The 25739-nt window shown below is 66.2% G+C and carries 24 protein-coding genes; 7 read left to right on the forward strand and 17 right to left on the reverse strand.

From position 1 onward, the window contains the following. Positions 1–9: 9 nt before the first annotated feature. Positions 10–393: a GtrA family protein gene (locus CCR98_RS18200; RefSeq protein ID WP_087923698.1), complete on the forward strand. Its 384-nt coding sequence runs from the start codon at positions 10–12 to the stop codon at positions 391–393. A gap of 6 nt (positions 394–399) precedes the next feature. Here CCR98_RS18200 and CCR98_RS18205 read toward each other — a convergent pair whose 3' ends face one another. The 10 genes from CCR98_RS18205 to CCR98_RS18250 all read right to left on the reverse strand — a co-directional run bounded on the left by CCR98_RS18205 (position 400) and on the right by CCR98_RS18250 (position 9905). Beyond that, positions 400–2613 carry a hypothetical protein gene (locus tag CCR98_RS18205; RefSeq protein WP_087923699.1) on the reverse strand — a complete coding sequence of 738 codons (2214 nt, stop codon included), beginning with the start codon at positions 2611–2613 and terminating at the stop codon, positions 400–402. A gap of 73 nt (positions 2614–2686) precedes the next feature. Continuing rightward, positions 2687–3109, reverse strand: a complete 423-nt coding sequence (locus CCR98_RS18210) for a F0F1 ATP synthase subunit epsilon (protein ID WP_005411127.1) — start codon at positions 3107–3109, stop codon at positions 2687–2689. Between the two features lie 113 nt (positions 3110–3222). Beyond that, positions 3223–4629, reverse strand: coding sequence for a F0F1 ATP synthase subunit beta (gene atpD / locus CCR98_RS18215; protein WP_087923700.1), 1407 nt, complete (start codon positions 4627–4629; stop codon positions 3223–3225). Between the two features lie 38 nt (positions 4630–4667). Continuing rightward, positions 4668–5531 (reverse strand): F0F1 ATP synthase subunit gamma, encoded by an 864-nt coding sequence (atpG, locus tag CCR98_RS18220; protein WP_005411129.1) that lies wholly within the window; start codon positions 5529–5531, stop codon positions 4668–4670. A 97-nt stretch (positions 5532–5628) separates the two neighbouring features. Beyond that, positions 5629–7176 (reverse strand): F0F1 ATP synthase subunit alpha, encoded by a 1548-nt coding sequence (gene atpA / locus CCR98_RS18225; protein ID WP_005419511.1) that lies wholly within the window; start codon positions 7174–7176, stop codon positions 5629–5631. A 44-nt stretch (positions 7177–7220) separates the two neighbouring features. Continuing rightward, a complete protein-coding gene (locus CCR98_RS18230) occupies positions 7221–7748 on the reverse strand; it encodes a F0F1 ATP synthase subunit delta (RefSeq protein WP_049466594.1) in 528 nt (175 codons plus the stop codon). 2 nt (positions 7749–7750) lie between these two features. Continuing rightward, positions 7751–8221 carry a F0F1 ATP synthase subunit B gene (locus CCR98_RS18235; RefSeq protein WP_005419512.1) on the reverse strand — a complete coding sequence of 157 codons (471 nt, stop codon included), beginning with the start codon at positions 8219–8221 and terminating at the stop codon, positions 7751–7753. Positions 8222–8328: 107 nt separating this feature from the next. Beyond that, the gene (atpE, locus tag CCR98_RS18240; protein WP_005411133.1) at positions 8329–8634 is read right to left on the reverse strand and encodes a F0F1 ATP synthase subunit C; all 306 of its coding nucleotides are present in this window, start codon (positions 8632–8634) and stop codon (positions 8329–8331) included. Between the two features lie 73 nt (positions 8635–8707). After that, entirely contained in the window at positions 8708–9508 is an 801-nt protein-coding gene (gene atpB / locus CCR98_RS18245) for a F0F1 ATP synthase subunit A (protein ID WP_087923701.1), read from the reverse strand. Positions 9509–9539: 31 nt separating this feature from the next. Next, positions 9540–9905 (reverse strand): hypothetical protein, encoded by a 366-nt coding sequence (locus CCR98_RS18250; protein ID WP_014648497.1) that lies wholly within the window; start codon positions 9903–9905, stop codon positions 9540–9542. Between the two features lie 458 nt (positions 9906–10363). Here CCR98_RS18250 and CCR98_RS18255 point away from each other — a divergent pair, with 458 nt between their 5' ends. After that, on the forward strand, positions 10364–11182 hold the full coding sequence (locus tag CCR98_RS18255; protein WP_049429263.1) for a hypothetical protein: 819 nt from the start codon (positions 10364–10366) through the stop codon (positions 11180–11182). A gap of 465 nt (positions 11183–11647) precedes the next feature. On the opposite strand, the gene lpdA is transcribed toward CCR98_RS18255, so the two are convergent. From lpdA to CCR98_RS18270, 3 genes are all read right to left on the reverse strand, one after another. Continuing rightward, complete coding sequence (lpdA, locus tag CCR98_RS18260) at positions 11648–13456, reverse strand: dihydrolipoyl dehydrogenase (RefSeq protein WP_087923702.1); 1809 nt, start codon at positions 13454–13456, stop codon at positions 11648–11650. Positions 13457–13563: 107 nt separating this feature from the next. Beyond that, on the reverse strand, positions 13564–15273 hold the full coding sequence (gene aceF, locus CCR98_RS18265; protein ID WP_087923703.1) for a dihydrolipoyllysine-residue acetyltransferase: 1710 nt from the start codon (positions 15271–15273) through the stop codon (positions 13564–13566). A gap of 167 nt (positions 15274–15440) precedes the next feature. Further along, positions 15441–15956 carry a DNA-deoxyinosine glycosylase gene (locus tag CCR98_RS18270; RefSeq protein ID WP_087923704.1) on the reverse strand — a complete coding sequence of 172 codons (516 nt, stop codon included), beginning with the start codon at positions 15954–15956 and terminating at the stop codon, positions 15441–15443. Positions 15957–16142: 186 nt separating this feature from the next. On the opposite strand from CCR98_RS18270, the gene CCR98_RS18275 reads away from it, so the two are divergent. The 3 genes from CCR98_RS18275 to glpK all read left to right on the forward strand — a co-directional run bounded on the left by CCR98_RS18275 (position 16143) and on the right by glpK (position 20015). Next, complete coding sequence (locus tag CCR98_RS18275; protein ID WP_087923705.1) at positions 16143–16778, forward strand: OmpW family outer membrane protein; 636 nt, start codon at positions 16143–16145, stop codon at positions 16776–16778. Positions 16779–16903: 125 nt separating this feature from the next. Beyond that, positions 16904–18409, forward strand: a complete 1506-nt coding sequence (gene glpD, locus CCR98_RS18280; RefSeq protein WP_087923706.1) for a glycerol-3-phosphate dehydrogenase — start codon at positions 16904–16906, stop codon at positions 18407–18409. A 106-nt stretch (positions 18410–18515) separates the two neighbouring features. Beyond that, on the forward strand, positions 18516–20015 hold the full coding sequence (glpK, locus tag CCR98_RS18285; RefSeq protein WP_087923707.1) for a glycerol kinase GlpK: 1500 nt from the start codon (positions 18516–18518) through the stop codon (positions 20013–20015). 56 nt (positions 20016–20071) lie between these two features. Here the strand turns inward: glpK and CCR98_RS18290 are convergent, their stop codons facing one another. Both CCR98_RS18290 and CCR98_RS18295 read right to left on the reverse strand, forming a co-directional pair. Next, positions 20072–20866, reverse strand: coding sequence for a MetQ/NlpA family ABC transporter substrate-binding protein (locus CCR98_RS18290; RefSeq protein WP_087923708.1), 795 nt, complete (start codon positions 20864–20866; stop codon positions 20072–20074). 26 nt (positions 20867–20892) lie between these two features. Continuing rightward, entirely contained in the window at positions 20893–21864 is a 972-nt protein-coding gene (locus tag CCR98_RS18295) for a YafY family protein (RefSeq protein WP_014038578.1), read from the reverse strand. Between the two features lie 81 nt (positions 21865–21945). On the opposite strand from CCR98_RS18295, the gene CCR98_RS18300 reads away from it, so the two are divergent. After that, a complete protein-coding gene (locus CCR98_RS18300) occupies positions 21946–22548 on the forward strand; it encodes a hypothetical protein (protein WP_087923709.1) in 603 nt (200 codons plus the stop codon). Between the two features lie 106 nt (positions 22549–22654). Continuing rightward, positions 22655–23431, forward strand: a complete 777-nt coding sequence (locus CCR98_RS18305) for a DUF481 domain-containing protein (protein WP_087923710.1) — start codon at positions 22655–22657, stop codon at positions 23429–23431. Positions 23432–23503: 72 nt separating this feature from the next. Here CCR98_RS18305 and hemC read toward each other — a convergent pair whose 3' ends face one another. Together hemC and CCR98_RS18315 are read right to left on the reverse strand one after the other, a co-directional pair. Next, a complete protein-coding gene (gene hemC, locus CCR98_RS18310) occupies positions 23504–24415 on the reverse strand; it encodes a hydroxymethylbilane synthase (RefSeq protein ID WP_087923711.1) in 912 nt (303 codons plus the stop codon). A 582-nt stretch (positions 24416–24997) separates the two neighbouring features. Beyond that, a complete protein-coding gene (locus tag CCR98_RS18315; RefSeq protein ID WP_014648511.1) occupies positions 24998–25729 on the reverse strand; it encodes a LytTR family DNA-binding domain-containing protein in 732 nt (243 codons plus the stop codon). Positions 25730–25739: the final 10 nt, after the last annotated feature.

The raw sequence follows: 25739 nt of genomic DNA on the forward strand, positions 1-25739 counted from the left end.
ACCATGCCGATGAGCCTCGTCCGCCAGGGAAGCGCCTACCTCGTGATCGGGCTCGTGCAGCTGCTGGTCGACTGGCTGGTGTTCGTGGTCGCCACCGCGCTGGGCATGCCGGTCGCACCGGCCAACGTCACCGGACGCCTGGCCGGCATGCTGCTGGGCTTCTGGCTCAACGGCCGCTACACCTTTGCCGAGGCCGGCACCCACAAGCTGGGCTGGAGACGTTTCGCACGCTTCTTCGGGCTGTGGCTGCTGCTGACCGCGGCAAGCACGGTGCTGGTGAGCCTGGTCGACCACGCGCTGGGCCTGCAGTACACCTGGCTGGCCAAGCCGCTGGTGGAAGGCGGGCTGGCCTGCGTGTCGTTCCTGTTGATGCGCTACGTGGTGTACCGCTGATCGGGGTCAGTGATCACCGTCGCCACGCAGGCGCGCGCCCAGCCCCTCACGCCACAGCTGCAGCGCGCTGTAGCGCAACCGCACGTGATGCTGCCCGGCCGGCACGCACAACGCATGGAAGAGGCCGTTACCGCGCAGCAGCGGCAGTACCTGGCCATCCTCGAGCTGCACCTGCCAGCCACGGCTGGTGGTTTCGTTGATCACCACCCACGCCGCACGGTCGGCCACCACCATCAGCTCGATGCGTCCGGGCAGATACTGCAGCACCTGCACCGTGGCCTCACCGGCATCCTGTTCGGCGCAGCGGCTGCTGGCGGTTGCCGGCAGCCACAGCTCCCGGTTGAAATCGGTCTGGTTGAACAGCGGTGCAGGCGGTAGACGCTCGTCATGGCGGCGCACCTGCCGCGGATTCAGTACGCGTGGCAGCACGCTGTCACGCCGCGCAAGTTCCACCTGGTCGCCCTGCGCACTGGAGCCCGGGAATGGCTCCTGGGCCAGCAGCCAACGCACGCCCAGCAGGTCGTACAGGGGAGCAGCGGTGTCCGGCATCCAGGCAGTGGGGGCTTTCTGCTGGAAGGTATCGACCGGTTCGCCCGGCATCCCGGTCATCTGCAGATAGTCGCTTGCCAGCAGCGGGTTGTAGCCGTTTGCCAGCGCAATGGCATGCACCGCCGCGCCGTTGGTAAGTCCACCGATGCCGAAGACCACCGCGCGCTCGGGTATGCCGATATGCCGCTCTGCCGCCAGCAACGCATAGGCGCGCTGCGCAGGGCCCGTACGATTGGCGGTGAGCACCGATTTGGTGCCGCTGCCCGCGTTGAAGCTGGTGCCGACGTTGAACAGCAGCAGATCCAGCAGCACCAGCGCCAGCACCCAGCGCGCAGGTGCCGGGTGGCGGCGCAGCACCTGCACCGCGGCCACGCCCAGCGCGGCGCTGACGGCGAGCCAGGCGAAGGCGAGCGGATGGCCATGATCGATCGCCAGCCATGCGGCACACGCAGCCAGCATCGCGACGGCCGCCACAGACACCCAGTGCAATCGCAACGGTGGCCGCTGCAGGGCAACCTGCAGGGCATTGGCACCCAACCACGCCGCCGCAGGCACGGTAAGGAACAGCGCGTCGGATGGGCGCCGGAACAGGTCCAGCCCCGGAAGCCAGCCAAACAGCCAGGGGAACAGCGGCGTCGCACCACCCACCGCAACCAGGATCGCCAGCGTCAGCGCACACAGCGCGATGCGGGCCGCCGCCGGCTTGCGCCGCAGCACCTCACCGCCCCAGAGCAGCCAGAGCGCCAGCGGCACTGCCCCGAGATAGAGGTAGTCTGCGCTGATGTCACCGAAGGCCCAGCTATCGCCGCGCCCCTGCGAGAACACGTTGCCCGACAGCAGTGTCACCAGTGTCTGCCAGTGGATGGCACCGGGCAGCGCGGCTTCCAGCGACAAGCCATTGCGATTGGTCTGGTCCAGCCAGGCCAACGTGGACAGCCACTGCGGCGCACTCACAGCGCCGGCGAGAATGGCCACCACACCCAGCTGCCACATCAGGCGCATGCGCTGCCCCTGTACCAGCAGGACTGCACCGACGGCGTAGATCGCGCACGCCAGGATGATGAAATAGGTCACCTGGGTCAGTTGCAGCGCACACAGGCCGCCGGCCACACCGGCCAGCAGGATGTCACGCATCCGTCCCCGCTGGCGGACCTGCTCCAGGCCCAGCCACAGCCAGGGCAGCAGGCAGTAGCTGATGATCATCGGCGTGTGCTGCAGGCGCGAAGCGGCAACGCCACCAAACATCAACGTGAGTGCGAACAGCAGCTGCGCCGGGGGCGGCATGCCCTGCACGCGGCCCAGCCGCAGCGCACCCAGGCCGCCTGCCAGAACATGCAGCAGCACCACCACGGTAAACAGATGCAGGGAGCTGGGTGCCAGCAGCATCGGCAGCAGCATCGTCGGCTGCAGCGTCATCATCTGCGGGTCGGCGACCTGCGGATAGCCACCGTAGAGATAGGGATTCCACCAGGGGGCCTGCAGATGACGCAGCTGCTCAGCACTGAAGCTGACAGCCGGGAAGAACTGCTGCACGGCGTCGAAGGGAATGGTCTTGATGCCACTGAGCCATGGCAGGCACAGAACGATCCAGGCAACCAGGAATGCGCCTGCCGGTGTGCGCCACTGCCGCTGCCAGCTGCCACCTTCCATCGTTGTCGAGTACTGCTGCATTCCCTGCTCCTGTGGAGAACAAACAAAAACGCCGGCATGCAAGCCGGCGTTTCTGCTTGATGACGCGCGAGCCTCAGTGCTTGAGGGTCTTGCGCAGGCGCTCCAGCGCCTGCAGCTGGACGACGGCTTCGGCCAGCTTCTGCTGGGCTTCAGCCACTTCCATCGCTTCGCCGCGGTTGGCCAGGATGCGCTCGGCTTCTTCCTTGGCCTTGCGGACCGAGGCTTCGTCGATGTCCTGTGCGCGGATCGCGGTGTCGGCCAGCACGGTCACCACCTGCGGCTGCACTTCCAGGATGCCGCCGGAAATGGCGAAATCCAGCTGCTCGCCGTTCGGCGTGGTCACCACCACCTTGCCCGGCTTCAGGCGGGTGATCAGCGGCGCGTGCTTGGGCGCGATGCCCAGTTCGCCCAGCTCACCGGTGGCCACGACCAGGGTCGCTTCGCCACGGAAGATTTCCTGCTCGGCGCTGACGATGTCGCAACGGATCGTGCTCATGCAAATCTCTTCGCTGTTCGCGGCGGCGCAATGCCACCGTGGGAGTCCACCGGCGCGGGCGATTGCCCGGCGCCGGCGTCAGGTCGGGCAGGATCGCTCCCGCCCGTCCCGGATCAGGCCTTCTCGGCCATCTTCTTGGCCTTCTCGACCGCTTCTTCGATGCCGCCGACCATGTAGAACGCCTGCTCCGGCAGGTGGTCGTACTCGCCATCGACGATGGCCTTGAAGCCACGGATGGTGTCCTTCAGCGGCACGTACTTGCCCGGCGAACCGGTGAACACTTCGGCCACGTGGAACGGCTGGCTGAAGAAGCGCTCGATCTTACGGGCGCGCGACACGGCCTGCTTGTCCTCTTCGGACAGCTCGTCCATGCCCAGGATCGCGATGATGTCCTTCAGTTCCTTGTACTTCTGCAGGGTCTGCTGGACGCGCTGGGCGGTGTCGTAGTGCTCGTGGCCGATGACCAGCGGATCCATCTGGCGGCTGGTGGAGTCCAGCGGATCGACGGCCGGGTAGATACCCAGCGAGGCGATCGAACGCGACAGGGTGACGGTCGAGTCCAGGTGGGCGAAGGTGGTCGCCGGCGACGGGTCGGTCAGGTCGTCCGCGGGAACGTAGACGGCCTGGATCGAGGTGATCGAACCGTTCTTGGTCGAGGTGATGCGTTCCTGCAGGACGCCCATTTCCTCGGCCAGGGTCGGCTGGTAACCCACGGCGGACGGCATGCGGCCCAGCAGTGCCGACACTTCGGTACCGGCCAGGGTGTAGCGGTAGATGTTGTCGACGAACAGCAGGACGTCCTTGCCCTTGCCGTTTTCGTCCTTCTCGTCGCGGAAGTACTCGGCCATGGTCAGGCCGGTCAGGGCGACGCGCAGACGGTTGCCCGGCGGCTCGTTCATCTGGCCGTACACCATCGCCACCTTGTCGAGGACGTTGGAGTCCTTCATTTCGTGGTAGAAGTCGTTGCCCTCGCGGGTACGCTCACCCACGCCGGCGAACACGGACAGACCGCTGTGCGCCTTGGCGATGTTGTTGATCAGTTCCATCATGTTGACGGTCTTGCCGACGCCGGCGCCGCCGAACAGGCCGACCTTGCCGCCCTTGGCGAACGGGCACATCAGGTCGATGACCTTGATGCCGGTTTCCAGCAGCTCGGTGGCCGGGGACTGGTCTTCGTACGACGGGGCCGCACGGTGGATTTCCCAGCTGTCGCTGGCGGCCACCGGGCCGGCTTCGTCGATCGGGCGGCCCAGCACGTCCATGATGCGGCCCAGGGTGCCAGCACCGACCGGCACGGAGATGCCGCGGCTGGTGTTGGTGGCAACCAGGTTGCGCTTCAGGCCGTCGGTGGAACCGAGGGCGATGGTACGCACCACGCCGTCGCCCAGCTGCTGCTGGACTTCAAGGGTGATTTCGGTGTTGTCGACCTTCAGTGCGTCGTACACCTTCGGCACCGACTCACGCGGGAATTCGACGTCGACGACCGCGCCGATGATCTGAACGATCTTGCCCTGACTCATTGCTGCATCCTCTAAATGTGTGCTTTGAACGAACGCGGTCAGACTGCTGCCGCGCCGCCGACGATTTCGGAGATTTCCTGGGTGATCGCTGCCTGGCGCGCCTTGTTGTAGACGAGCTGCAGGGTGCCGATCAGCTTGTTGGCGTTGTCGCTCGCCGCCTTCATCGCAACCATGCGTGCCGCATGCTCGGAGGCGACGTTTTCCAGCAGTGCCTGGTACACCAGCGACTCGATGTAACGCGTCATCACGTGCTCGAGCACGGTCGCGGCATCGGGTTCGTACAGGTAGTCCCAGTCGTGGTGAGCGACCTGCTTCTCAGCCGGCGGCAGCGGCAGCAGCTGATCGAAGCTGGCCTTCTGCACCATGGTGTTCACGAAGCGGTTGTAGACCAGGTACACGCGGTCGATCTTGCCCTCGGTGAAGGCGTCGAGCATCACCTTGATCACACCGATCAGCGATTCCAGCTTCGGCACGTCGCCGATGTGGGTCACGCTGCCGACCATGTTGACCTTCACGCGGCGGAAGAAGGTCGACGCCTTCTGGCCGATGGTCACCAGGTCCACTTCGGCACCCTTGTCCTGCCATGCCTTGGCTTCGCCCAGCATCTTGCGGAACAGGTTGTTGTTCAGGCCGCCGGCCAGACCGCGATCGGAGGAGATCACGATGAAACCGACCCGCTTGACCTGCTCGCGCTCGACCAGGAACGGATGCTGGTAGTCGGTGCTGGCCTGGGCCAGATGACCGATCACCTGCTTCATCGCCTGCGCGTACGGACGCGAGGTCTTCATCCGATCCTGCGCCTTGCGGATCTTGGAGGCCGAGACCATTTCCAGCGCGCGCGTCACCTTGCGGGTGTTCTGCACGCTCTTGATCTTGGTTTTGATTTCGCGTCCGCTTGCCATCTCTTGTTTCCCGTGGCGCGGGGCTGACGCCCCGCGTTGTTCAACCGTTTGTCATCTGGTCCAGCGGAGCCAGTGGCTCCGCTCTACAGGACCGCGATTACCAGCTGCCGGTGGTCTTGAACTCGGCGATGCCCTTCTTGAAGGCACCTTCGATGTCGTTGTCCCAACCGCCGGTGGCGTTGACCTTGCTGATCAGCTCGCCCTGGGTGTTGGCGAAGTGGGCGTGCAGGCCTTCTTCGAACGCCAGCAGCTTGTTGACCGGCACGTCGTCGAGGTAACCCTCGTTGACGGCGTAGATCGACAGCGCCTGGTTGGCGATCGACATCGGCGCGTACTGCTTCTGCTTCATCAGCTCGGTGACGCGCTGGCCACGCTCCAGCTGCTTGCGGGTCGCTTCGTCCAGGTCCGAGGCGAACTGCGCGAACGCAGCCAGCTCACGGTACTGGGCCAGCGAGATACGGATGCCGCCCGACAGCTTCTTGATGATCTTGGTCTGGGCCGAGCCACCGACGCGCGACACCGAGATACCGGCGTTCACGGCCGGGCGGATGCCGGCGTTGAACAGGTCGGTTTCCAGGAAGATCTGGCCGTCGGTGATCGAGATCACGTTGGTCGGAACGAAGGCGGACACGTCGCCGGCCTGGGTTTCGATGATCGGCAGCGCGGTCAGCGAACCGGTCTTGCCGGTGACCTTGCCTTCGGTGAACTTCTCGACGTATTCCTCGGACACGCGGGCAGCGCGCTCGAGCAGACGGGAGTGCAGGTAGAACACGTCACCCGGGTAGGCTTCGCGGCCCGGCGGGCGCTTCAGCAGCAGCGAGATCTGGCGGTAGGCGACGGCCTGCTTGGACAGATCGTCGTACACGATCAGTGCGTCTTCGCCGCGGTCCATGAAGTACTCACCCATGGTGCAGCCCGAGTAGGCGCTGATGTACTGCATGGCAGCCGATTCGGAAGCAGTCGCGGCCACCACGATGGTGTGGGCCAGCGCGCCGTTTTCTTCCAGCTTGCGCACGATGTTGGCGATGGTCGAAGCCTTCTGGCCGATCGCAACGTACACGCACTTGATGCCGGTGCCCTTCTGGTTGATCACCGCATCGATCGCCATGGCGGTCTTGCCGGTCTGGCGGTCACCGATGATCAGCTCGCGCTGGCCACGGCCGATCGGGATCATCGAGTCGACCGACTTGTAACCGGTCTGCACCGGCTGGTCGACCGACTTGCGCCAGATCACGCCCGGAGCGACGCGCTCCACCGGAGCGGTCAGGTCGGTGCCCAGCGGGCCCTTGCCGTCGATCGGCTCGCCCAGCGCGTTCACGACGCGGCCCAGCAGTTCCGGACCGACCGGCACTTCCAGGATGCGGCCGGTGGTCTTGGCGACGTCGCCTTCGCGCAGGTGCTCGTAGTCACCCAGGACCACGGCGCCGACCGAGTCGCGTTCCAGGTTCAGGGCCAGTGCGAAGGTGTTGTTCGGCAGTTCGATCATTTCGCCCTGCATCACGTCGGCCAGACCGAAGATGCGCACGATGCCGTCGGACACGCTGGTCACGGTGCCTTCGTTGCGCGATTCCGCGGCCAGCTTGACCTTCTCGATGCGGTTCTTGATCAGTTCGCTGATTTCGGAGGGGTTGAGCGTGGTTGCCATCGTCAAGTCCTAGTGCCGGCAGCGGGGCCGGACGTTAAATGAATTCAGTTAGCGAGCGCGGTCTGCAGACGGGCCAGCTTGCCCTTCAGCGAACCATCGATGACCACGTCGCCGGCGTCGATCACGGCGCCGCCGATCAGCGAGGCATCCACCGCGGTGGTCACGTCGACCTCGCGGTTGAAGCGCTTGCGCAGCGCAGCCTTGATCGCGTCCAGCTCGCCGGCCGACAGTTCGGCCGCCGAGGTCACCGTGGCCTTGACCACGTGCTCGGCTTCGGCGCGCAGGGCGTCGAACATGCCGGAGATTTCCGGCAGCAGCGGCAGACGATGCGATTCGGCCAGGATGGCCAGGAAGCGCGAGTAGGTCTCGCCGTGGGACACCGGCGCCAGCAGGGCGACGGCGTCGTCACGACCCAGCTCCGGGTTGGCGAGCAGGGCCGCCACGCGCGGGTCGGCGGCGACGTGGGCGGAGAACGCCAGGGCGTCCGACCACGGCGCGAACGCGCCTTCGTCGCGCGCGGTCGCGAACGCGGCGCGGGCGTACGGGCGGGCAAGCGTGAGGGCCTGGCTCATCCTTAGATCTCCGAGGCCAGCTCGTCGAGCAGCGCCTTGTGGGCGTTGGCGTCGATTTCGCGCTTGAGCAGCTTTTCGGCACCGGTCACGGCCAGCGCGGACACCTGCTTGCGCAGATCTTCACGGGCACGGTTGGCGGCGGCGTCGATTTCAGCCTGGGCCAGTTCCTTCTGACGGGTGGCTTCGGTGATCGCTTCGTTACGGGCAGCATCAACGATCTGGTTGGCACGCGCGTGGGCCTGATCGATGATCTCGTTGGCCTTGGTGCGGGCTTCCTTCAGCGCTTCGTTGACCTTCTCCTGCGCCTGGGCCAGATCTTTCTGGCTGCGGTCGGCAGCAGCGAGGCCTTCAGCAATCTTCTGCTGGCGCTCTTCGATCGCGTTCATCAGCGGCGGCCAGATCTTGGTCGCGATGATCCAGATCAGACCAGCGAAGGCCAGCGCCTGCGCAAGAAGGGTGAAATTGATATTCATGGTTAGCTCGATCGCTGGTTTCGGGGTGGACGTGCCGCCGAAGCGGCACATCCGGCCTTCATCCGAAACCGGGTGCCATCAGCACCCGGTCGTCTCAAACCGCTGTATCAGCCGGCCAGAGCCTTGGTGACGGCGCCAGCAAAGGCAGCCGACAGCGGGTTGGCGAAGGCCAGCAGCAGGCCAACGGCGACCGAGATGATGAACGCGGCGTCGATCAGGCCGGCGGTGATGAACATGCGGACCTGCAGGACCGGGATCAGTTCCGGCTGGCGGGCGGCCGACTCCAGGAACTTACCAGCCATGATGGCCAGACCCAGACCGGCGCCCAGCGCGGCCAGGCCGATCATGATGCCGACGGCAAGGGCGGTGGAGCTCTGAATCTGCGCGAAGTTGGTCAGGACGGCGAAGTACATGGTTATCTCCAGGAACTTAAGTTGCTAAGGGTGATGAAACGGATGAAGGTTGAAACGCGTTGAAGCTTGAAACTCAGTGAGCGTCTTCCGACAGGCTCAGGTACACGATCGACAGCATCATGAAGATGAAGGCCTGCAGCGGGATCACCAGCAGATGGAACAGCATCCAGCCAAGGCCGAACGCACCACCGGCAATGGCACCGAAGAAACCGGCACCACCCAGCACCCAGATCAGCAGGAACACGATTTCGCCGCCGAACATGTTGCCGAACAGTCGCATCGCCAGCGAGATCGGCTTGCTCAGCCACTCGACGATGTTGAGGATCAGGTTGAACGGCATCATCCACTTGCCGAACGGCGCCGTCAGGAATTCCTTGATGAAGCCAAGCAGGCCCTTGGACTTCAGCGCGAAGAACAGCATCAGGAAGAACACGCTGATGGCCATGCCGAGGGTGGCATTGACGTCAGCGGTCGGCACCGGCTTCCAGTAGTGCACGCCCACCCATTCCAGCGGCTTGGCGATGAAATCGGCCGGGATCATCTTCAGCAGATTCATCAACAGGATCCAGAAGAAGATCGTGATGGCGATCGGCGTGACCAGCTTGCTCTTGCCGTGGTAGGTGTCCTTGGCCTGGCGGTCGACGAACTCCAGGCAGATCTCGACGAAGGCCTGCCACTTGCCCGGCACGCCGGCGGTGGCCTTGCGGGTACCCAGCCAGAACGCGACAACGATCACCAGGCCCATCAGGACGGCGGTAAGGAAGGTATCGACGTGGATATGCCAGAACATACCCTCACCCTTGCCGACCGGTGCGGTCAGGTTGTGCAGGTGATGCTGGATGTAGCTGGTAGGGGTTAGAGCCTCGCCCGCCATGTGTCCGGAACCTTCAGTTAATTGAATTCTGTCAACGCCTGGCCATGGCCAGGACCTGGAACATCAAGCCGACAGCGATACCGGCCAACAGCGCCAATGCAGGCAGCTTGAAGACCAGGAACCCCACCAGCAGGACGCCGAAAACCACCACCCACTTGGCCACGATCGCAATGATCAGGCGAGCCATCGCCGACCCTGCAGCCACCGCGCCCCCCCCCAGTGCCATCCGTGCCGCCACCCAGCCACCGGCCGAAATGGCCACACCAGACGCCAGCGCGCCGAGGGCATATTTCGGACCCACCAGCAGGAAGGCCAGGGCCAGGACAGCGACCGCGGCCAGCGGGTAGACCGCGGCGCGCAGCATCAGTCGCCGACCCGCATCAACGGAGTTCAGCACAGGACGTCCCGCGTGGTTGCAAGTGGAGGGCTGAGGCGGCTACAGCAGGGGGGCCTCATCGAGCCGCCAAATTATAGCAATGGGACAATTTGCGAGACAACCGCTCCCTGTTCATCCCGGGAAGCCGCAAGTTGCGGTAACGGTTACAGTTTTGCGTGCCACCCAGGGGACAATGACGTCCGCGCGATGCTGCACCGCAGTATTGAACTTTGGTCGCAGGCGCGGAACTTTCGCCGGATGCACCGGTCCGATCCTGTGACCTGCCTGCAGCAACCTCGTCGACGCTCCGCCCCGCAGGTCCCAGGATGGCCCCGAAGCCCGGCTCCGGGGCCATCTTTTTGCATCGTCGCGACAGCGCTGAACCGTGCACACCTTGTGGACCATACGTTCACGGATGGTGGACGGGCCTGTCCGGCACAGTGGCCTTCATTCTGATGAACCACTGCAAGGACTCTTCGATGCGCTCCGTACCCACCCTCCTCGCCCTCTCCCTGCTCGCCGCCGGCGCTTCATTCGCCACTGCCGCCCACGCCGCCGAAGGCGATGACCGCTTCGCCCTGCGCCTGGGTGCGATGAACATCGACTCGGACAATACCCTCCGCGGCAAGACCAACGTGGCCGGCCAGGACATCGGCTTCTCTGAGGACTTCAAGCTGGGTGGCAAGGAATGGGAGCCGCGCATCGACGGCATGTTCCGCATCAGCAACCGCCAGCGCCTGCTGTTCAACTACTTCAAGTACGACAAGGACCGCCGCGAGACCCTTGGCCAGGACATCTCCTTCGGTGACGTCAACGTGCCGTCCGGCAGCTTCGTCAAGGGCGAACTGAAGTACCAGGTCGCCAGCCTGGTCTATGACTACTCGGTGGTGGACACCGACACCTTCGACCTCGGCCTGCAGCTGGGCGCCGAGTACGCCAAGGTCAGCACCAAGGCCTACGCCGATCTGGGCACCGTCTACGAGGGCCAGTTCCTCAACGAGAAGACCGACGGCGTGGCGCCGGTGGTCGGTGCGCGACTGAGCTTCACCCCGTCGGAGAAGTGGATGATCACGCTGCAGGGCCAGTACCTGAACACGCGCTGGGGCAGCTTCGATGATTACAAGGGTGACCTGAGCCGCGCCAACGCCATCGTCGATTACCGCTTCACCAAGAACTTCGGCGTGTTCGCCGGCTACGACTGGTTCAAGCTGGACGCCGACAAGAAGGGCAGCGACGGCACCATCGGTCTGAAGCAGGAATTCAAGGGCCCGGTGGCCGGCGTCAGCTTCGTGTTCTGATCCCACGCCCCTTCCACGGCACTCCCTCTCCTGGCGCGGCCTCCGGAACATCGGGGCCGCGCTTTTTTGTGCTGTTTCTCCCTGCGTGCAGGAGCAAGAGCAGCTGGGTCGAGCGCTGGAGGGAGCGGGGGCTGCGTGCGAATGTCCCCCGGCACCGGCCTGCGGCCGGCACCTCCTCCTTTACTTCGCAGCCAGCCCCCGCTCCCTCCGCGTTTCAAGCATCCAGGCGGTCCAGGCGGTAGCTCCCGGCTATCCGCAAGCCGAGCCGCTGCGCGAGTGGCAGGCGTTTGGACAAAGTAAAGGAGGAGGCGACCGCCGCAGGCGGACGACGGGGGACATTTGTCCAAACGCCTGCCACCCGCGCAGCGGCCCAGACCCTCGCGATGTGCTGCCGAAGGCGTCCCCACAGCCAACAAAAAACCCCGGCAGAGGCCGGGGCTTTTCGTTCGGAACGGCGCGGGCGCCTTACTTCTTCTTCGGCATGTACAGATCGGTGATCGTGCCGTCGTAGATCTCCGAGGCCATCGCCACCGATTCGCTCAGCGTCGGATGCGCGTGGATGGTGTGGCCGATGTCTTCAGCTTCGGCACCCATCTCGATCGCCAGGCCGATCTCGGCCAGCAGGTCACCGGCATGCACGCCGACGATGGCACCACCGATGATGCGGTGGGTCTCTTCATCGAAGATCAGCTTGGTGAAGCCCTCGGTGCGGCCGATGCCGATCGCGCGGCCACTGGCGGCCCACGGGAACTTGGCCACGCCGACCTTCAGGCCCTTGGCCTTGGCTTCGGTCTCGGTCACGCCAACCCAGGCGATCTCCGGGTTGGTGTAGGCCACCGACGGAATCACGCGGGCCACCCATTCCTTCTTGTGGCCGGCTGCCACTTCAGCGGCCAGCTTGCCTTCGTGCGTGGCCTTGTGGGCCAGCATCGGGTTGCCGACGATGTCGCCGATGGCAAAGATGTGCGGCACATTGGTGCGCATCTGGCGATCGACCGGGATGAAGCCACGGTCGGTGACCTGCACGCCGGCCTTTTCGGCATCGATCTTCCTGCCGTTCGGCGAGCGGCCCACGGCCACCAGCACGCGGTCGAAGGTGCCCTGCGCCAGCGCAGGCGCCTGGCCTTCCTCGGCGGCGTCGAAGGTCACGGTGATGCCCTTGGCATCGGCAGTGACGCCCGAGGCCTTGGTCTTCAGGTGCACTTCGATGCCCTGCTTCTTCAGGCGGTCGGCCAACGGCTTGACCAGGTCCTTGTCGGCGCCCGGCATCAGCTGGTCCATGAACTCGACCACCGTCACCTTGCTGCCCAGCGCGCTGTACACGGTGGCCATTTCCAGGCCGATGATGCCGCCGCCGACGACCAGCAGCGAGCCCGGCACTTCGGCCAGCTCCAGCGCGTCGGTGGAATCCATCACGCGCTTGTCGTCCCACGGGAAGTTCGGCAGCTTCACCGCCTGCGAACCGGCGGCGATGATGCACTTCTGGAAGCGCAGCAGCTGGGTGCTGCCGTCAGCGGCGGTGATCTCCAGCTCGTTGGCCGAAACGAATTTGCCGACGCCCTGCACGCTGCGGACCTTGCGCTGCTTGGCCATGCCGGCCAGGCCCTTGGTCAGCTGGTTGACGACCTTTTCCTTGTACTCGCGCAGCTTGTCCAGGGTGATGGTCGGCTTGCCGAACTCGACGCCGAAATCACCGGCGTGGGCCACTTCGTCGATCACCGCAGCAGCATGCAGCAGTGCCTTGGACGGAATGCAGCCCACGTTGAGGCAGACGCCGCCGAGGGTGGCGTAGCGTTCGACCAGCACGGTGTCCAGGCCGACGTCGGCGGCGCGGAAGGCGGCGGTGTAGCCGCCCGGGCCGGAACCCAGCACGACCATCTCGCATTCGATGTCGGCCGGCTTGCCGCTGGACAGCGCCGGCTTCGGTGCCGCCGGTTCAGCCGGGGCGCGGTGCGACGGGGTCACCGGCGGCTTGCTGGCCGGAGCGGCCGCAGCCGGAGCCGGTGCAGCGGCCTTGGCCGGAGCTTCGGCGGCACCTTCAGCGTCCAGCACCACGACCACGGCGCCTTCGGACAGGGTGTCGCCCAGCTTGACCTTGATTTCCTTGACCACGCCGGCGGCCGAGGACGGCACTTCCAGAGTCGCCTTGTCCGATTCCAGGGTCACCAGACCCTGATCCTTCTTCACCGTGTCGCCGACGGCGACCAACACTTCGATCACCGGCACATCGCTGTAATCGCCGATGTCGGGAACCTTGACTTCAATCGTGGCCATGGTGGGTTTTCCTCGTGCCCGACCAGCATGGCCGGCAGGCTGTCACTGCATCTGTTCACACGGCCGCGCCAGGGGCTGCGGCCGCACGGTGGGGGCGAAGCGGTGCCTTACAGCAGCACGCGGCGCATGTCGGCCAGTACCTGCGACAGGTACGTGGTGAAGCGTGCGGCCAGTGCGCCGTCGATGACGCGGTGGTCGTAGCTCAGCGACAGCGGCAGCATCAGCTTCGGTGCGAATTCCTTGCCGTTCCAGACCGGCTGGATGGACGACTTGGAGACGCCGAGGATGGCCACTTCCGGTGCATTGACGATCGGGGTGAACGCGGTGCCGCCGATGCCGCCCAGCGAGCTGATCGAGAAGCAGCCGCCGCTCATGTCGGCCGGGCCCAGCTTGCCGTCGCGCGCCTTCTTGGCCAGTTCGCCGGTTTCCTGCGCGATCTGCACCACGCCCTTCTTGTCCACGTCGCGGATGACCGGCACGACCAGGCCGTTCGGCGTGTCGGCGGCGAAGCCGATGTGGAAGTACTTCTTCAGGGTCAGGTTTTCACCGCTGGCATCGAGCGAGGCGTTGAATTCCGGGAACTTCTTCAGCGCTGCGGCGCTGGCCTTGATCAGGAAGGCGAGCATGGTCAGCTTGATGCCGGCCTTCTCGTTCTCCTTGTTCAGCGCCACGCGCAGGCCTTCCAGGTCGGTGATGTCGGCCTGCTCGAACTGGGTGACGTGCGGGATCATGGCCCAGTTGCGGGCCAGGTTCGCACCCGAGATCTTCTTGATGCGCGACAGCGGCTGGACTTCGGTCTCGCCGAACTTGCTGAAGTCGACCTTCGGCCACGGCAGCAGGTTCAGGCCACCACCGGCAGCGACAGCAGCACCGCCGGCAGCCGGCACGCCACCGCTGAGCGCGGCCTTGACGAACTTCTGCACGTCACCCTTGGTGATGCGGCCACCCTTCTCGGTGCCGTTGATCTGCAGCAGGTCCACGCCCAGCTCGCGGGCGAACACGCGCACCGCCGGGGTGGCGTACGGCACCTTGGCCGGCAGCACGCCATCGGCGTTGAACTGCACCGGCGGGCTGGACGGGGTACCGGCCGAGGCGATCTCGCGGGCCGCCAGCTTGTCCGGCTGGGCCGGCACGGCGACCGGCTCGACCTTGGTGGCGGTCTCGGCGGCAGCCGGAGCGGCGGCGGCGGCAGCCTTGGTCGGGGCCGGTGCGGCAGCGCCCTCGGCCTCGATGATGGCGACCACATTGCCCTGCGACAGATTGTCGCCGACCTTGACCTTGATCTCCTTTACCACACCGGCCACGGAGGACGGCACTTCCATGGTGGCCTTGTCGCTTTCCAGCGTGACCAGGCCCTGGTCCTTCTTGACCGTGTCGCCCACGGCGACCAGCACTTCGATGACCGGAATGCCGGCATAGTCGCCGATATCCGGCACCAGCGCTTCAACCGCACCACCGCTGGCAACCGGAGCAGCTGCGGCCGGGGCCGGCGCGCTCTGGGTGGCGGCAGCCGGTGCAGCGGCCTTGGCCGGTGCCGGCGCAGCAGCCGCCGGCTTGGCAGCTTCGGCTTCGCCCTCGGCCACTTCGATCAACGCCACGACCTTGCCTTCGGACAGGCTGTCGCCCACCTTGACCTTGAGTTCCTTGACCACGCCGGCCACCGAGGACGGCACTTCCATGGTCGCCTTGTCGCTTTCCAGCGTCACCAGGCCCTGGTCCTTCTTGACCGTGTCGCCGACGGCGACAAGCACCTCGATTACCGGGATATCGCTGTAGTCACCGATATCGGGGACAAGTGCTTCCTTGATTTCGGCCATGGGGATAACTCCGGCAATCTGGTGTAGGGAAACGTCTATTGTGCGGCCAGCGGGGTCCAGCGCCAACCGTTACAGGTGTTTTCAGTACGCACGCAGCCGGGACAGGCTGTTGCCCACGGGTCGCGGCCGCGACCAGTCGGTAGCGTATTGTCCGGACGATGTCCGCTTCATGGCGCCCGCGCGTCAGCTACCGGCTGCCAGGCCTGGCGCAGGCGCGGCAACGACCACGCCGCATTGGCAGGGCTGGTCGACGGCAGTGCGACCACCTTCGGTGGCGCCTCCAGCCGTGGCAGCACCCAGCGCTGGAATGCCTGCAATGCTGCACCGCCATTGCAGCCGATCAGCGTCAGCTCAGGCAGCGTGGCGATCAGTTCCGGCAGTGCATTGGCCACTTCCGTGCCACGCACGATGTCCGCATCCAGGCTGCCGCGCCGCTCGCAGCGGCCGATCACATCCCACAGGCCGATGCCCGCGGCGTTCAACGCCTGCAGCCGTTGCGCATAGGGCAGACCCGCGTCGAAACCGCAGATGTCGGCCATCAGCGGCCAGAAGCGGTTGCGCGGATGGGCGTAATAGCGCTGCTCCTGCAGGGACGCCACGCCTGGCATCGAGCCGAGCAGCAGCACCCGGCATTCCACGTTCACCTGCGCTTGCAGACCAATGCACAACGTTGCTGTGCTCACATCCTCTCCAACTGCATGAATGTCAGCGAGGGCCAAAAACCCCATGAATACAGGCATTCCGCACCCGTCGCTGAACAAGGAAAACTATTTTTTAACGTGCGTCGGATTCGATTCATGTTGGGGCGACTACGGTGTGCTCGCCCCGCAACCGGGGGCCCAAAACAAGAAACATTAGGAGATACCCCCATGCGCTCCATCCGTATCCTGAGTCTCGCCCTGCTGACCTCCGCCGCCTTCGCGCCGGCCGCTTTCGCCCAGGACAGCAGCAGCACCGACACCGCTTCGGGCAAGCATTTTGCCGTTGTTGGCGGCATCTCGCTGCTGGAACCGAAGAACGACCCGATCACCGGCGTGAAGAAGACCGACGGTGGCCCGGCGCCGACCGTCAGCTTCAGCTACTACATCAACGACAACTGGGCCGTTGAGCTGTGGGGCGCCGCCGACAAGTTCGACAACAAGTTCAAGGGCCCGAACAACGCCCGCCTGGGCTCGGTCGAGCAGCAGCCGGTCGCGCTGAGCGGCCAGTACCACTTCGGCCAGGCTGACAACGTGTTCCGTCCGTTCGTGGGCGTCGGCTACTACCAGTCGAGCTTCAGCAACGAGAAGCTGGGCAACGGCGCTGACACCGACATCCGCTTCAAGGATGCCAAGGGCGTGATCGGCACCGTCGGCGTCGACATGAACATCAACTCCACCTGGTTCGCCCGTGCTGACGCCCGCTACATGCGCGCCCGCCCGGACATCAAGGTTGGCGGCGAGAAGATCGGCGAAGCCAAGATGGATCCGTGGACCGTCGGCTTCGGCATCGGCGCCCGCTTCTGATCCAGGCAGCACCTGCTTCACTGATGTAACGCGACGGGCCCTTCGGGGCCCGTCGTCGTTTCCGTCACCCGCGTTCTGTAGAGTCGAGCTTGCTCGACTGTACACACACAGGACGCGGAGACACGATGGACCACGTCGACCTGCTGGTGATCGGTGGCGGCATCAATGGCGCCGGCATCGCCCGTGACGCCAGCGGCCGCGGTCTGCGCGTGCTGCTGTGCGAGCAGCACGACCTGGCCGCGCACACGTCCAGTGCCAGCAGCAAGCTGATCCACGGCGGCCTGCGCTACCTGGAACAGGGCGAGTTCGGCCTGGTGCGCAAGGCGCTGGGCGAACGTGAAGTGGTCCGCCGGCAGGCGCCCCATCTGGTCCATCCGCTGCGCTTCGTCCTGCCCTGGGAACCGCATCTGCGTCCACGCTGGATGCTGCGCGCGGGGCTGTGGCTGTACGACCATCTGGGCCGGCGTGGCCCCGCCTTCCCCGCGTCACGCGCACTTGAGCTGCAACACGATCCGCTCGGCCAGTGGCTCTCGCCGACGCTGCGGCAGGCCTTCAGCTACGCCGATGCGCAGGTCGACGACGCGCGACTGGTGCTGCTCAACGCCCTGGATGCTGCCCGGCGTGGCGCGCAGGTACATGTGCGCAGCCGCTGCATCGAACTGCGCCCTGTGCAGGGCCGCTGGCAGGCCGTGCTGGAAGCCGCCGATGGCCGGCCGCACCCCGTGAATGCCCGTGCTGTGGTCAATGCGGCGGGCCCGTGGGCCGGGGGCCTGCTGGAACGGATGCAGGCGCGCAGCAGCGGCCCCGCGCTGCGCCTGGTGCAGGGCAGCCACATCGTGCTGCGCCGTCCCTGGCCCGACGACAGCGCCTGCCTGCTGCAGCAGCCCGACGGACGCGTGGTGTTCCTGCTGCCCTTCGCCCACGACCACCTGCTGGTAGGCACCACCGATACCGACTATCGCGGTGACCCGGCGCGCTGCAGCGTGCTGCCTTCCGAGGTGACCTACCTGTGCGAAGCGGCCAATCGCTACCTGCTTGAGCCGATCACTCCGGAAGACGTGGTCTGGCAGTTCGCCGGTGTGCGGCCACTGCTGGCCGACCCGGATCCGCGCGCAGCAAAGCTGAGCCGCGACTACCGCCTGCAGGTGCAGGTGGACCCGGCACCGGCGCTGCATGTACTGGGCGGCAAGCTGACCACCTACCGGGTGCTGGCCGAGGAGGCACTGGACCTGCTGCGCCCTGCCCTGCCACAGATGGGCCCGGCCTGGACGGCGCGCGGAGACCCGCTGCCGGGCAGCGACTGGGGCGACGCCGCACAGGCAGGCTCGCACCTGCTGGCGCTGGCACCGTGGCTGCCCGCAGGTATCGCGCGACGCTGGGCCGGGGCCTATGGCAGTCGCAGCGCGGAAATGCTGCAGGGTGTACAGGGCCTGCACGATCTGGGCGAGGACTTTGGCGGCGGCCTGCATGCGCGCGAAGTGGACTTCCTGCGCGAACGCGAGTGGGCGTGCGACACCGACGATATCCTGTGGCGTCGGAGCAAGCTGGGGTTGTTGCTGGATGCTGCGCAGGTGGCACGGCTGCGGGCGTGGCTGGGGGATCAGGTCCCTTTCCCACGGAAAGGGCTCTGACCCCCGTGTTGCCACGTGTGCCAACCAAGGTTGGCAGCTACCAGGGCGGCCGCGCGCGACGCGATCGATGCATTAGGATTTTCCCCATCGCCATCGGAGACGCTGCATGACGCCCCGCTACGTGTTGGCCATCGACCAGGGCACCACCAGTTCGCGCGCGATCCTGTTCGACCGTGCCGGCGATATCGTCGGCAGCGCGCAACGCGAGTTCGCGCAGATCTTCCCGCACCCCGGCTGGGTCGAGCATGACCCGCGCGAGATCCTTACCAGCGTCTATGCCACATTGACCGAACTGCTCAGCCGCGGGCAGATCGACCCGCGCCATATCGCCGCACTGGGCATCACCAACCAGCGCGAAACCACCGTGGTCTGGGACGGTGCCACCGGCCAGCCGATCCACAACGCCATCGTCTGGCAATCCCGGCAGAGCCACGCCATCTGCGAACGATTGAAATCGGAGGGGCATGAAGCGCTGATCCGCGAGCGGACCGGCCTGCTGATCGATGCCTATTTCTCCGCCACCAAGGTGCGCTGGATCCTCGACCATGTGGAGGGCGCGCAGCAGCGCGCCGAACGTGGCGAGCTGCTGTTCGGCACCATCGACAGCTGGCTGGTATGGAACCTGAGCGGTGGCCAGGCGCATGTGACCGACTACAGCAATGCGGCGCGCACGCTGCTGTTCAACATCCACACGCTGGACTGGGATGACGATCTGCTGGCCCTGCTCGACATCCCGCGCGCGATGCTGCCGCAGGTGCGCGACTCCAGTGCGGTATACGCGCATACCCGGCCGCAGTTCTTCTTCGACCACCCGATCCCGATCGCCGGCATCGCCGGTGACCAGCAGGCGGCGCTGTTCGGACAGGCCTGCTTCCAGCCGGGCATGGTCAAGAACACCTATGGCACCGGTTGTTTCATGTTGATGCACACCGGCGCGCAGGCGGTGCGGTCGCGCAACGGCCTGCTGACCACCATTGCCTGGGGCCTGGACGGGCGCGTGGAGTACGCGCTGGAAGGCTCGATCTTCATCGCCGGCTCGGTGGTGCAGTGGCTGCGCGATGGGCTGCGCATGATCGAACGCGCAAGTGACAGCCAGGCACTGGCTGCGCAGGTGCCCGACAGTGGCGGCGCTTACCTGGTGCCGGCGTTTGTCGGCCTCGGCGCGCCCTATTGGCGCAGTGATGTGCGCGGTGCGATGTTCGGGTTGACCCGCGGCACCCGCAAGGCGCACTTCGTGCGCGCCGCGCTGGAAGCGATGGCCTACCAGACCCGCGATGTGCTCGATGCGATGCAGTCCGATGCGGGTATCGCGCTGACCGAGCTGCGCGCTGATGGCGGTGCGATCGGCAACGACTTCCTGGCCGGTTTCCAGGCGGACATCCTCGGTGTGCCGCTGCTGCGGCCGCGACTGACCGAGACCACCGCGCTGGGCGCGGCCTACCTGGCCGGCCTGGCGGTGGGGTTCTGGACCAGCCGCGAACAGATCGCCGCGCAGTGGGGCCTGGACCGGCGCTTCGAGCCACAGATGGAGGTGGCGCGGCGCGAAAAGCTGTATGCGGGATGGCAGCAGGCGGTGGCCGCCACCCTCGCCTTCCACGTGGATTAAGGCGGTGTCGACCAAGGTCGACACCCACCACAGGCATCGTCAGCGGATCGGCGCGGTCAGAACGCCGGCAGCACCGCGCCCTTGTACTTGGTCTCGATGAAGGCCTTCACCTGCGGGCTGGTCAGGGCCTTGGCCAGCTTCTGCACGCGGGCGTCGTCCTTGTTGTCCGGGCGCGCGACCAGGAAGTTCACGTACGGCGAGTCCTTGCTCTCGATCGCCAGCGCATCCTGGGTCGGGTTGAGGCCGGCATCCAGCGCGTAGTTGGTATTGATCAGGGCTAGGTCGACCTGGTCCAGCACGCGCGGCAGCATCGCCGAGTCCAGCTCGCGGAACTTCAGGTTCTTCGGGTTGGCGGTGATGTCGCGCTGGGTCGACAGTGCGTTGGTCGGGTCCTTCAGCTCGATCACGCCGGCCTTGTGCAGCAGGATCAGCGCGCGGCTGTTGTTGCTCGGGTCGTTCGGGATCACCACGTCAGCGCCTTCGCGCAGCTCGGCCAGCGACTTGACCTTGCGCGAGTACGCACCGAACGGCTCGATGTGCACGCCGATCACCTTTACCAGGTCGGTCTTGCGATCACGGTTGTAGGCATCCAGGTACGGCTCGGTCTGGAAGTAGTTGGCATCCACCTGCTTCTGCACCAGCTGGTCGTTGGGCTGCACGTAGTCATTGAACACGCGCACGTCCAGGTCCACGCCTTCCTGCTTGAGGATCGGCTTGACCACCTCGAGGATCTCGGCATGCGGCACGGCCGTGGCGGCCACCACCAGCTTCTGCGAGGGCTCGCCGGACTTGCCGCAGGCGGTCAGGGCCAGCGCAGCGGCGAGCAGGGGCAGCAACAGGGTCTTCTTCATGGGGGATTGGATTCTCGGGGGGAGTGTCAGGATTTTTCGTAATTGCTCAGGGCCAGCTCAAGCAATGCCTTGGCCTGCTCGCGCAGCATCATCGGCTCGACGATCTCGGCATCCGAGCCATAATGCAGCACATCCATCAGCAGCTCGCGCGAGACGCTGTACGGCACCTTCAGCTCATAGCGGCCGTCGGCCAGGAAGCGGCCCTGCTGCTTGGAATGCCAGTGCTCGTCGGCCACCCAGCGCGCGGCCTTGGCGCTGAACAGGATGGTCGCCCAGCCCTTCGGCGCACCAGAGAAGATGCCGTAGCTGGCGCCGAGCTGCTCGTCCAGCTCGCTGTCGGCGACATCGCGCGCGGTGCTGTCGACCACCCGCGCCTTGTGGATGCGGTCCACCGCGAAACTGCGCAGGGCGTCGCGGTCATGGTCCCAGGCATCCAGGTACCAGTTGTCGCGATAGTGGGTCAGGCGCTGCGGCGAGACGGTGCGCTTGGTCGGCTCATCGGTGGAACGGGCGCGGTACTCGAACGCCAGCTGGCGACGCTCCAGCACGGCCGACGCGACGCTGCGGAAGCTGCCTTCGTCGAACTTGCGGCCACGGTGCGGAATCACCCGCACGCGGTCGACCGGCCAGCTGGACACGCCGGCCTGGGCCGCCAGCAGGCTTTCGATGCGTTGCTGCAGCGGTGCCAGCACCGACGACAGCACACCACCGCCGGTCCGCGCCAGCAGGTGCTGCGAGGCCAACAGGGCATGCAGCTCCTCCGAGCTGAGCCACAGGCCCGGCAGTTCGAAACGGTCGCTCTCGTCAGCCTGGTAGCGGAAGCCCGCCTCGCCGTCGCCCTCGATCGGTGCCATCAGCGCATCGCGCAGGAAGGCCAGGTCGCGGTAGACGGTGGCGCGGGAACAACCGAGCTTGTCCTGCAGGGTCGCCACCGTCACCGGATAGCGCGCGGACTTGAGCAGACGATGCAGGGCGGTGATGCGTTCGTATCGGTCCATACCCCCGATTATGTCCGAGTCGCGGGTCTTGTGTGGGACGTTTGGGCTATCGTGGTCGCCCCCACCCCCATGGAATGCCCGATGCGCCGGTTGCCTGCCCTGTCCCTGCTGGCCTGCCTGCTGCTGGCCGCCTGTGATCGCGCGCCGGCGCCGGCCAGCACCGAGGCCCCGGTACCCGTCGCCGATCCGGCGCAGGCGGTACTGGGCGCCAGCCAGCGTTTCTCGGCCCTGCGCAGCTTCCACGCCGAACTGGAGGTGCTGGGCGCTCCGCAACCGGTGCGCAGCGCCATGGACTTCGTCGCGCCCGATCGTTTCCGGGTGGAGACGCCGGCGGGGCCGCAGACCATCATCGGCGACACCATGTTCCTGCAGGCCGACGGCGCGATCCGCCAGGTGCCGACCCCGCCCGGCCTGCTCGAGCAGTGGCGCAACCCGCTGCCGGCCGATGCCCTGCCCGCCGATCTGAAGGCCGAAGACCTCGGCAGCCAGTCGCTGGACGGGGTCCAGACCCGGCACTACCGGCTGCGTGGTGCGCAGCCCGGCGAACGCCTGGAGTACTGGGTGGATGCCCAGGGCCTGCCACGCCAGATCGTGCGCAGCGGCAGCAGCAATGGCCGCAGCTTCCAGCTGCGCCTGCGCTATTCGCGCTTCAACGACCCCGCACTGCGCGTCGATCTGCCCTGAATAGGCGATCGCGGCAACGTTCGCTGAAGCGCGCATTGGATCGATTCGGACCGCCATCACGCTTCCAGTATCATCACCGGCTGTCAACCGTTCCGGAGAAGCCTCGATGTCCCTGCGCGTGTCCCTGCTGATCCCGCTGCTGCTGTGTGCGCCGCTCGCATACGCACAGGATGCCTCCGAGCTGGCGGCGATGTCCTCGCCGTGGAGCGGCAGCGGTGGCGAGCTCGGCTTTGCCTCGGCACGCGGCAACAGCAGCACCGAGAGCTTCAACGGCCGCCTGCGCCTGCGCTACACCGACGGTGACTGGGTGCACAGCATGGACCTGTTCGGCCTGCGCTCCAGCTCCAAGGTGACCGAAACCAACGACGACGGCACCACCACCCGCCGCAACAACACCACCGCCAACCGCTACACCGGCAGCGCCGGCAGCGCGCTGCAGCTGGGCGAGCACCGCCAGCTGACCGCCACGGTGCGTACCGAGCGCGACGACTTCGCCACCTACGACCGCCAGAGCTCGTTCGGTCTGGGTTACGGCACCCGCCTGTGGAACACCGAGCGCTTCTCGTTCGATGCGCAGATCGGCCCCGGTGTGCGCCGTACCCACAGCACCGAGGATGACCGCACCCGTACCGGCATGATCGGCCGTGGCCTGTTCGACCTGAAGTACTCGCTGACCGACAACACCGACCTGGTGAACACGCTGCTGGTCGAATCCGGTTCGTACAACACCTTCGGCCAGAACGACTTTGGTGTCTCGGTGAGCATGAACGAGCACCTGGCGCTGAAGGCCGGGTGGCAGGCGCGCTACAACAGCGACGTTGCTGTGGACAAGCGCAAGACCGATACGCTGACCACGATGAACGTGGTCTACAAGTTCAAATAAGCAGAACGGGCGCCTAGGCGCCCGCTCTTCTTCTGGGTAGTGCCGGCCGCTGGCCGGCACTACCTGCAATGCTCAGACGTTCAGCAGTTCGCCGGCACCGGTATCCAGCAGCATCCTCGCCACGCGCTGGCCCAGCGCTTCCGGATCACTGGCCGGGCCCACCGCCTCCGCGCGCACCGCACGACCATCGCTGGCACTGCCGACCAGCCCCTGCAGGTGCAGGGCGTCGCCCTGCCACTGCGCGATCGCCGCCACCGGCACGTGGCAGCTGCCATGCAGCGCACGGTTCATCGCCCGCTCGGCTTCCACGCAGGCACGCGTGGCCGCGTCATCAAGCGTGGCGAACAACGCCATCAGGGCCGTATTGCCACCATCGCACTCCACCGCCACCGCACCCTGCGCCGGGGCCGGCAGCCACTGCGGCGGTTGCAGGCGCGCGACGATGCGCTCGCCCAGGCCCAACCGCTCCAGGCCAGCCACGGCCAGCACGATGGCGTCGTAGCCACCATTGTCGAGCTTGGCCAGGCGGGTGTTGACGTTGCCGCGCAGGTCCAGCAATTCCAGATCCGGGCGCAGCGCGCGCAGCTGGGCCTGGCGGCGCAGCGACGAGGTGCCGACCCGCGCGCCGATCGGCAGCGCGTCCAGCGAGGCGTACAGGTTGGAGACGAAACCATCAGCCGGATCGTGGCGGGTCAGCATCGCCGGCAGGGCGAAGGGTTCATCCAGTTCCATCGGCACATCCTTCAGCGAGTGCACGGCGCAGTCGGCCTCACCCCGCAGCATGGCCAGCTCCAGCTCCTTCAGGAACAGGCCCTTGCCACCGATGGCGGCCAACGAGCGGTCCAGCACCTCGTCACCGCGGGTACTCATCGGTACCAGTTCCACATGCAGGCCGGGATGGGCCTGGCGCAGGCGGTCGGCGACGTGTTCGCTCTGCCAGAGGGCGAGCGGGCTCTTGCGGGTGGCGATGCGGACGGTTTCCATCCAGTCATTATCGCGCCTTCGGCGCGGATACGGCCAACGGCGGAGCCCCTCGTGGCTGGTGCATCGGCTGGATCTATCGCGCTTGGCCGGGGCGGTGGGGTCATGCGGGGACGCCGTGAACCCATCCCTGGGGGCTTGGCCGCGGCATCCATGCCGCGGACACCCCGCCTGCCCCCACCGCCCCGGCCTCTGACAGTTTCCGTGCGCGCCAGCCACGGAAGATCAAAAGAAAGAAAAAGCAGAGGCAAAGGCAAAAACAACTGCCGACGGCTTCCGGGGTCAGATCCCTTTTCCGCAGGAAAAGGGATCTGACCCCTCTTCCCCCCTCGATAACAACAATGCCCTTGCCGTCCGTCACCGGGAAATTCGCGAGGGTGAGGCGGGATGGGCGGGCGGGACCGTTGGCGCCATGGATGGCGCCATCGAGCCCCCAGGGATGGGTTTACGGCGTGTCCCGCCTGCCCATCCCGCCTCACCCAACACGCAACAACACAGAGCCGACAATCTGCTGTTGCTGTTGCTGTTGCTGTTGCAGTTGATGTTGATCCATAAGCAGTCGCGGCCGCAGGCCGCGCGGAACACTCACAGATGCCGCAGTTCCTGCTTCAGCGTCGCCACGCAGCGGCGGCTGACTTCCAGCGGCTGCCTGCCATGCCGCAGCACCGCCTGCACCTGCCCGCCGGAACCGCGGCGCAGTTCCACCAGCTCATGGCGCGCCACCAGGCAGTTGCGATGGATGCGGATGAAACGGCTGGCGAACTCTTCTTCCAGCGACTTCAGCGATTCCTCGATCAGGTCTTCGCCGCGCGCGTGGTGCACCACTACGTACTTCTCTTCGGCCTGCAGGTAGTGGATGTCGTCCAGCGGAATCAGCCGCAGGCTGCCGCGCAGGCGTGCGCATAGCACGCTGCGGGCCTGCTGCCCGCTGTGCGCCTGCGGCTGGCCATCGCGGCCAGCCAGGAACGTGCGGGCACGTGCAATCGCCGCGGCCAGGCGTTCGGCGCGCACCGGTTTCATCAGGTAATCGATCGCTGCGGCCTCGAATGCCGACAGTGCATGCGCGTCGTAGGCAGTGCAGAACACCACCGCCGGCCGCGGTTCGAAGCTGGCCAGGTGGCGGGCTGCTTCCAGGCCGTCCAGCCCGGGCATTGCGATGTCCAGCAGGACCAGGTCGGGCTGCAGCTCCGCGCATGCGTGCAGGGCCTGCTCGCCGTTGCCGGCCTCGGCCACCACGTCCACGCCGTCCTGTGCCGCCAACAGGCTGCGCAGGCGCTCGCGCGCCAGTGGTTCGTCATCGGCGATGACTACCCTCACGATCGTTCCC

The sequence above is a fragment of the Stenotrophomonas sp. WZN-1 genome, from assembly GCF_002192255.1.
Lineage (GTDB): Bacteria > Pseudomonadota > Gammaproteobacteria > Xanthomonadales > Xanthomonadaceae > Stenotrophomonas.

Bases quoted from the DNA above. Each gene is read 5' to 3' on its own strand.
- CCR98_RS18200 (WP_087923698.1), top strand. From the start codon at position 10: ATGAGCCTCGTCCGCCAGGGAAGCGCCTACCTCGTGATCGGGCTCGTG.
- CCR98_RS18205 (WP_087923699.1), bottom strand. From the start codon at position 2,613: ATGCAGCAGTACTCGACAACGATGGAAGGTGGCAGCTGGCAGCGGCAG.
- CCR98_RS18210 (WP_005411127.1), bottom strand. From the start codon at position 3,109: ATGAGCACGATCCGTTGCGACATCGTCAGCGCCGAGCAGGAAATCTTC.
- atpD (WP_087923700.1), bottom strand. From the start codon at position 4,629: ATGAGTCAGGGCAAGATCGTTCAGATCATCGGCGCGGTCGTCGACGTC.
- atpG (WP_005411129.1), bottom strand. From the start codon at position 5,531: ATGGCAAGCGGACGCGAAATCAAAACCAAGATCAAGAGCGTGCAGAAC.
- atpA (WP_005419511.1), bottom strand. From the start codon at position 7,176: ATGGCAACCACGCTCAACCCCTCCGAAATCAGCGAACTGATCAAGAAC.
- CCR98_RS18230 (WP_049466594.1), bottom strand. From the start codon at position 7,748: ATGAGCCAGGCCCTCACGCTTGCCCGCCCGTACGCCCGCGCCGCGTTC.
- CCR98_RS18235 (WP_005419512.1), bottom strand. From the start codon at position 8,221: ATGAATATCAATTTCACCCTTCTTGCGCAGGCGCTGGCCTTCGCTGGT.
- atpE (WP_005411133.1), bottom strand. From the start codon at position 8,634: ATGTACTTCGCCGTCCTGACCAACTTCGCGCAGATTCAGAGCTCCACC.
- atpB (WP_087923701.1), bottom strand. From the start codon at position 9,508: ATGGCGGGCGAGGCTCTAACCCCTACCAGCTACATCCAGCATCACCTG.
- CCR98_RS18255 (WP_049429263.1), top strand. From the start codon at position 10,364: ATGCGCTCCGTACCCACCCTCCTCGCCCTCTCCCTGCTCGCCGCCGGC.
- lpdA (WP_087923702.1), bottom strand. From the start codon at position 13,456: ATGGCCACGATTGAAGTCAAGGTTCCCGACATCGGCGATTACAGCGAT.
- aceF (WP_087923703.1), bottom strand. From the start codon at position 15,273: ATGGCCGAAATCAAGGAAGCACTTGTCCCCGATATCGGTGACTACAGC.
- CCR98_RS18275 (WP_087923705.1), top strand. From the start codon at position 16,143: ATGCGCTCCATCCGTATCCTGAGTCTCGCCCTGCTGACCTCCGCCGCC.
- glpD (WP_087923706.1), top strand. From the start codon at position 16,904: ATGGACCACGTCGACCTGCTGGTGATCGGTGGCGGCATCAATGGCGCC.
- glpK (WP_087923707.1), top strand. From the start codon at position 18,516: ATGACGCCCCGCTACGTGTTGGCCATCGACCAGGGCACCACCAGTTCG.
- CCR98_RS18290 (WP_087923708.1), bottom strand. From the start codon at position 20,866: ATGAAGAAGACCCTGTTGCTGCCCCTGCTCGCCGCTGCGCTGGCCCTG.
- CCR98_RS18295 (WP_014038578.1), bottom strand. From the start codon at position 21,864: ATGGACCGATACGAACGCATCACCGCCCTGCATCGTCTGCTCAAGTCC.
- CCR98_RS18300 (WP_087923709.1), top strand. From the start codon at position 21,946: ATGCGCCGGTTGCCTGCCCTGTCCCTGCTGGCCTGCCTGCTGCTGGCC.
- CCR98_RS18305 (WP_087923710.1), top strand. From the start codon at position 22,655: ATGTCCCTGCGCGTGTCCCTGCTGATCCCGCTGCTGCTGTGTGCGCCG.
- hemC (WP_087923711.1), bottom strand. From the start codon at position 24,415: ATGGAAACCGTCCGCATCGCCACCCGCAAGAGCCCGCTCGCCCTCTGG.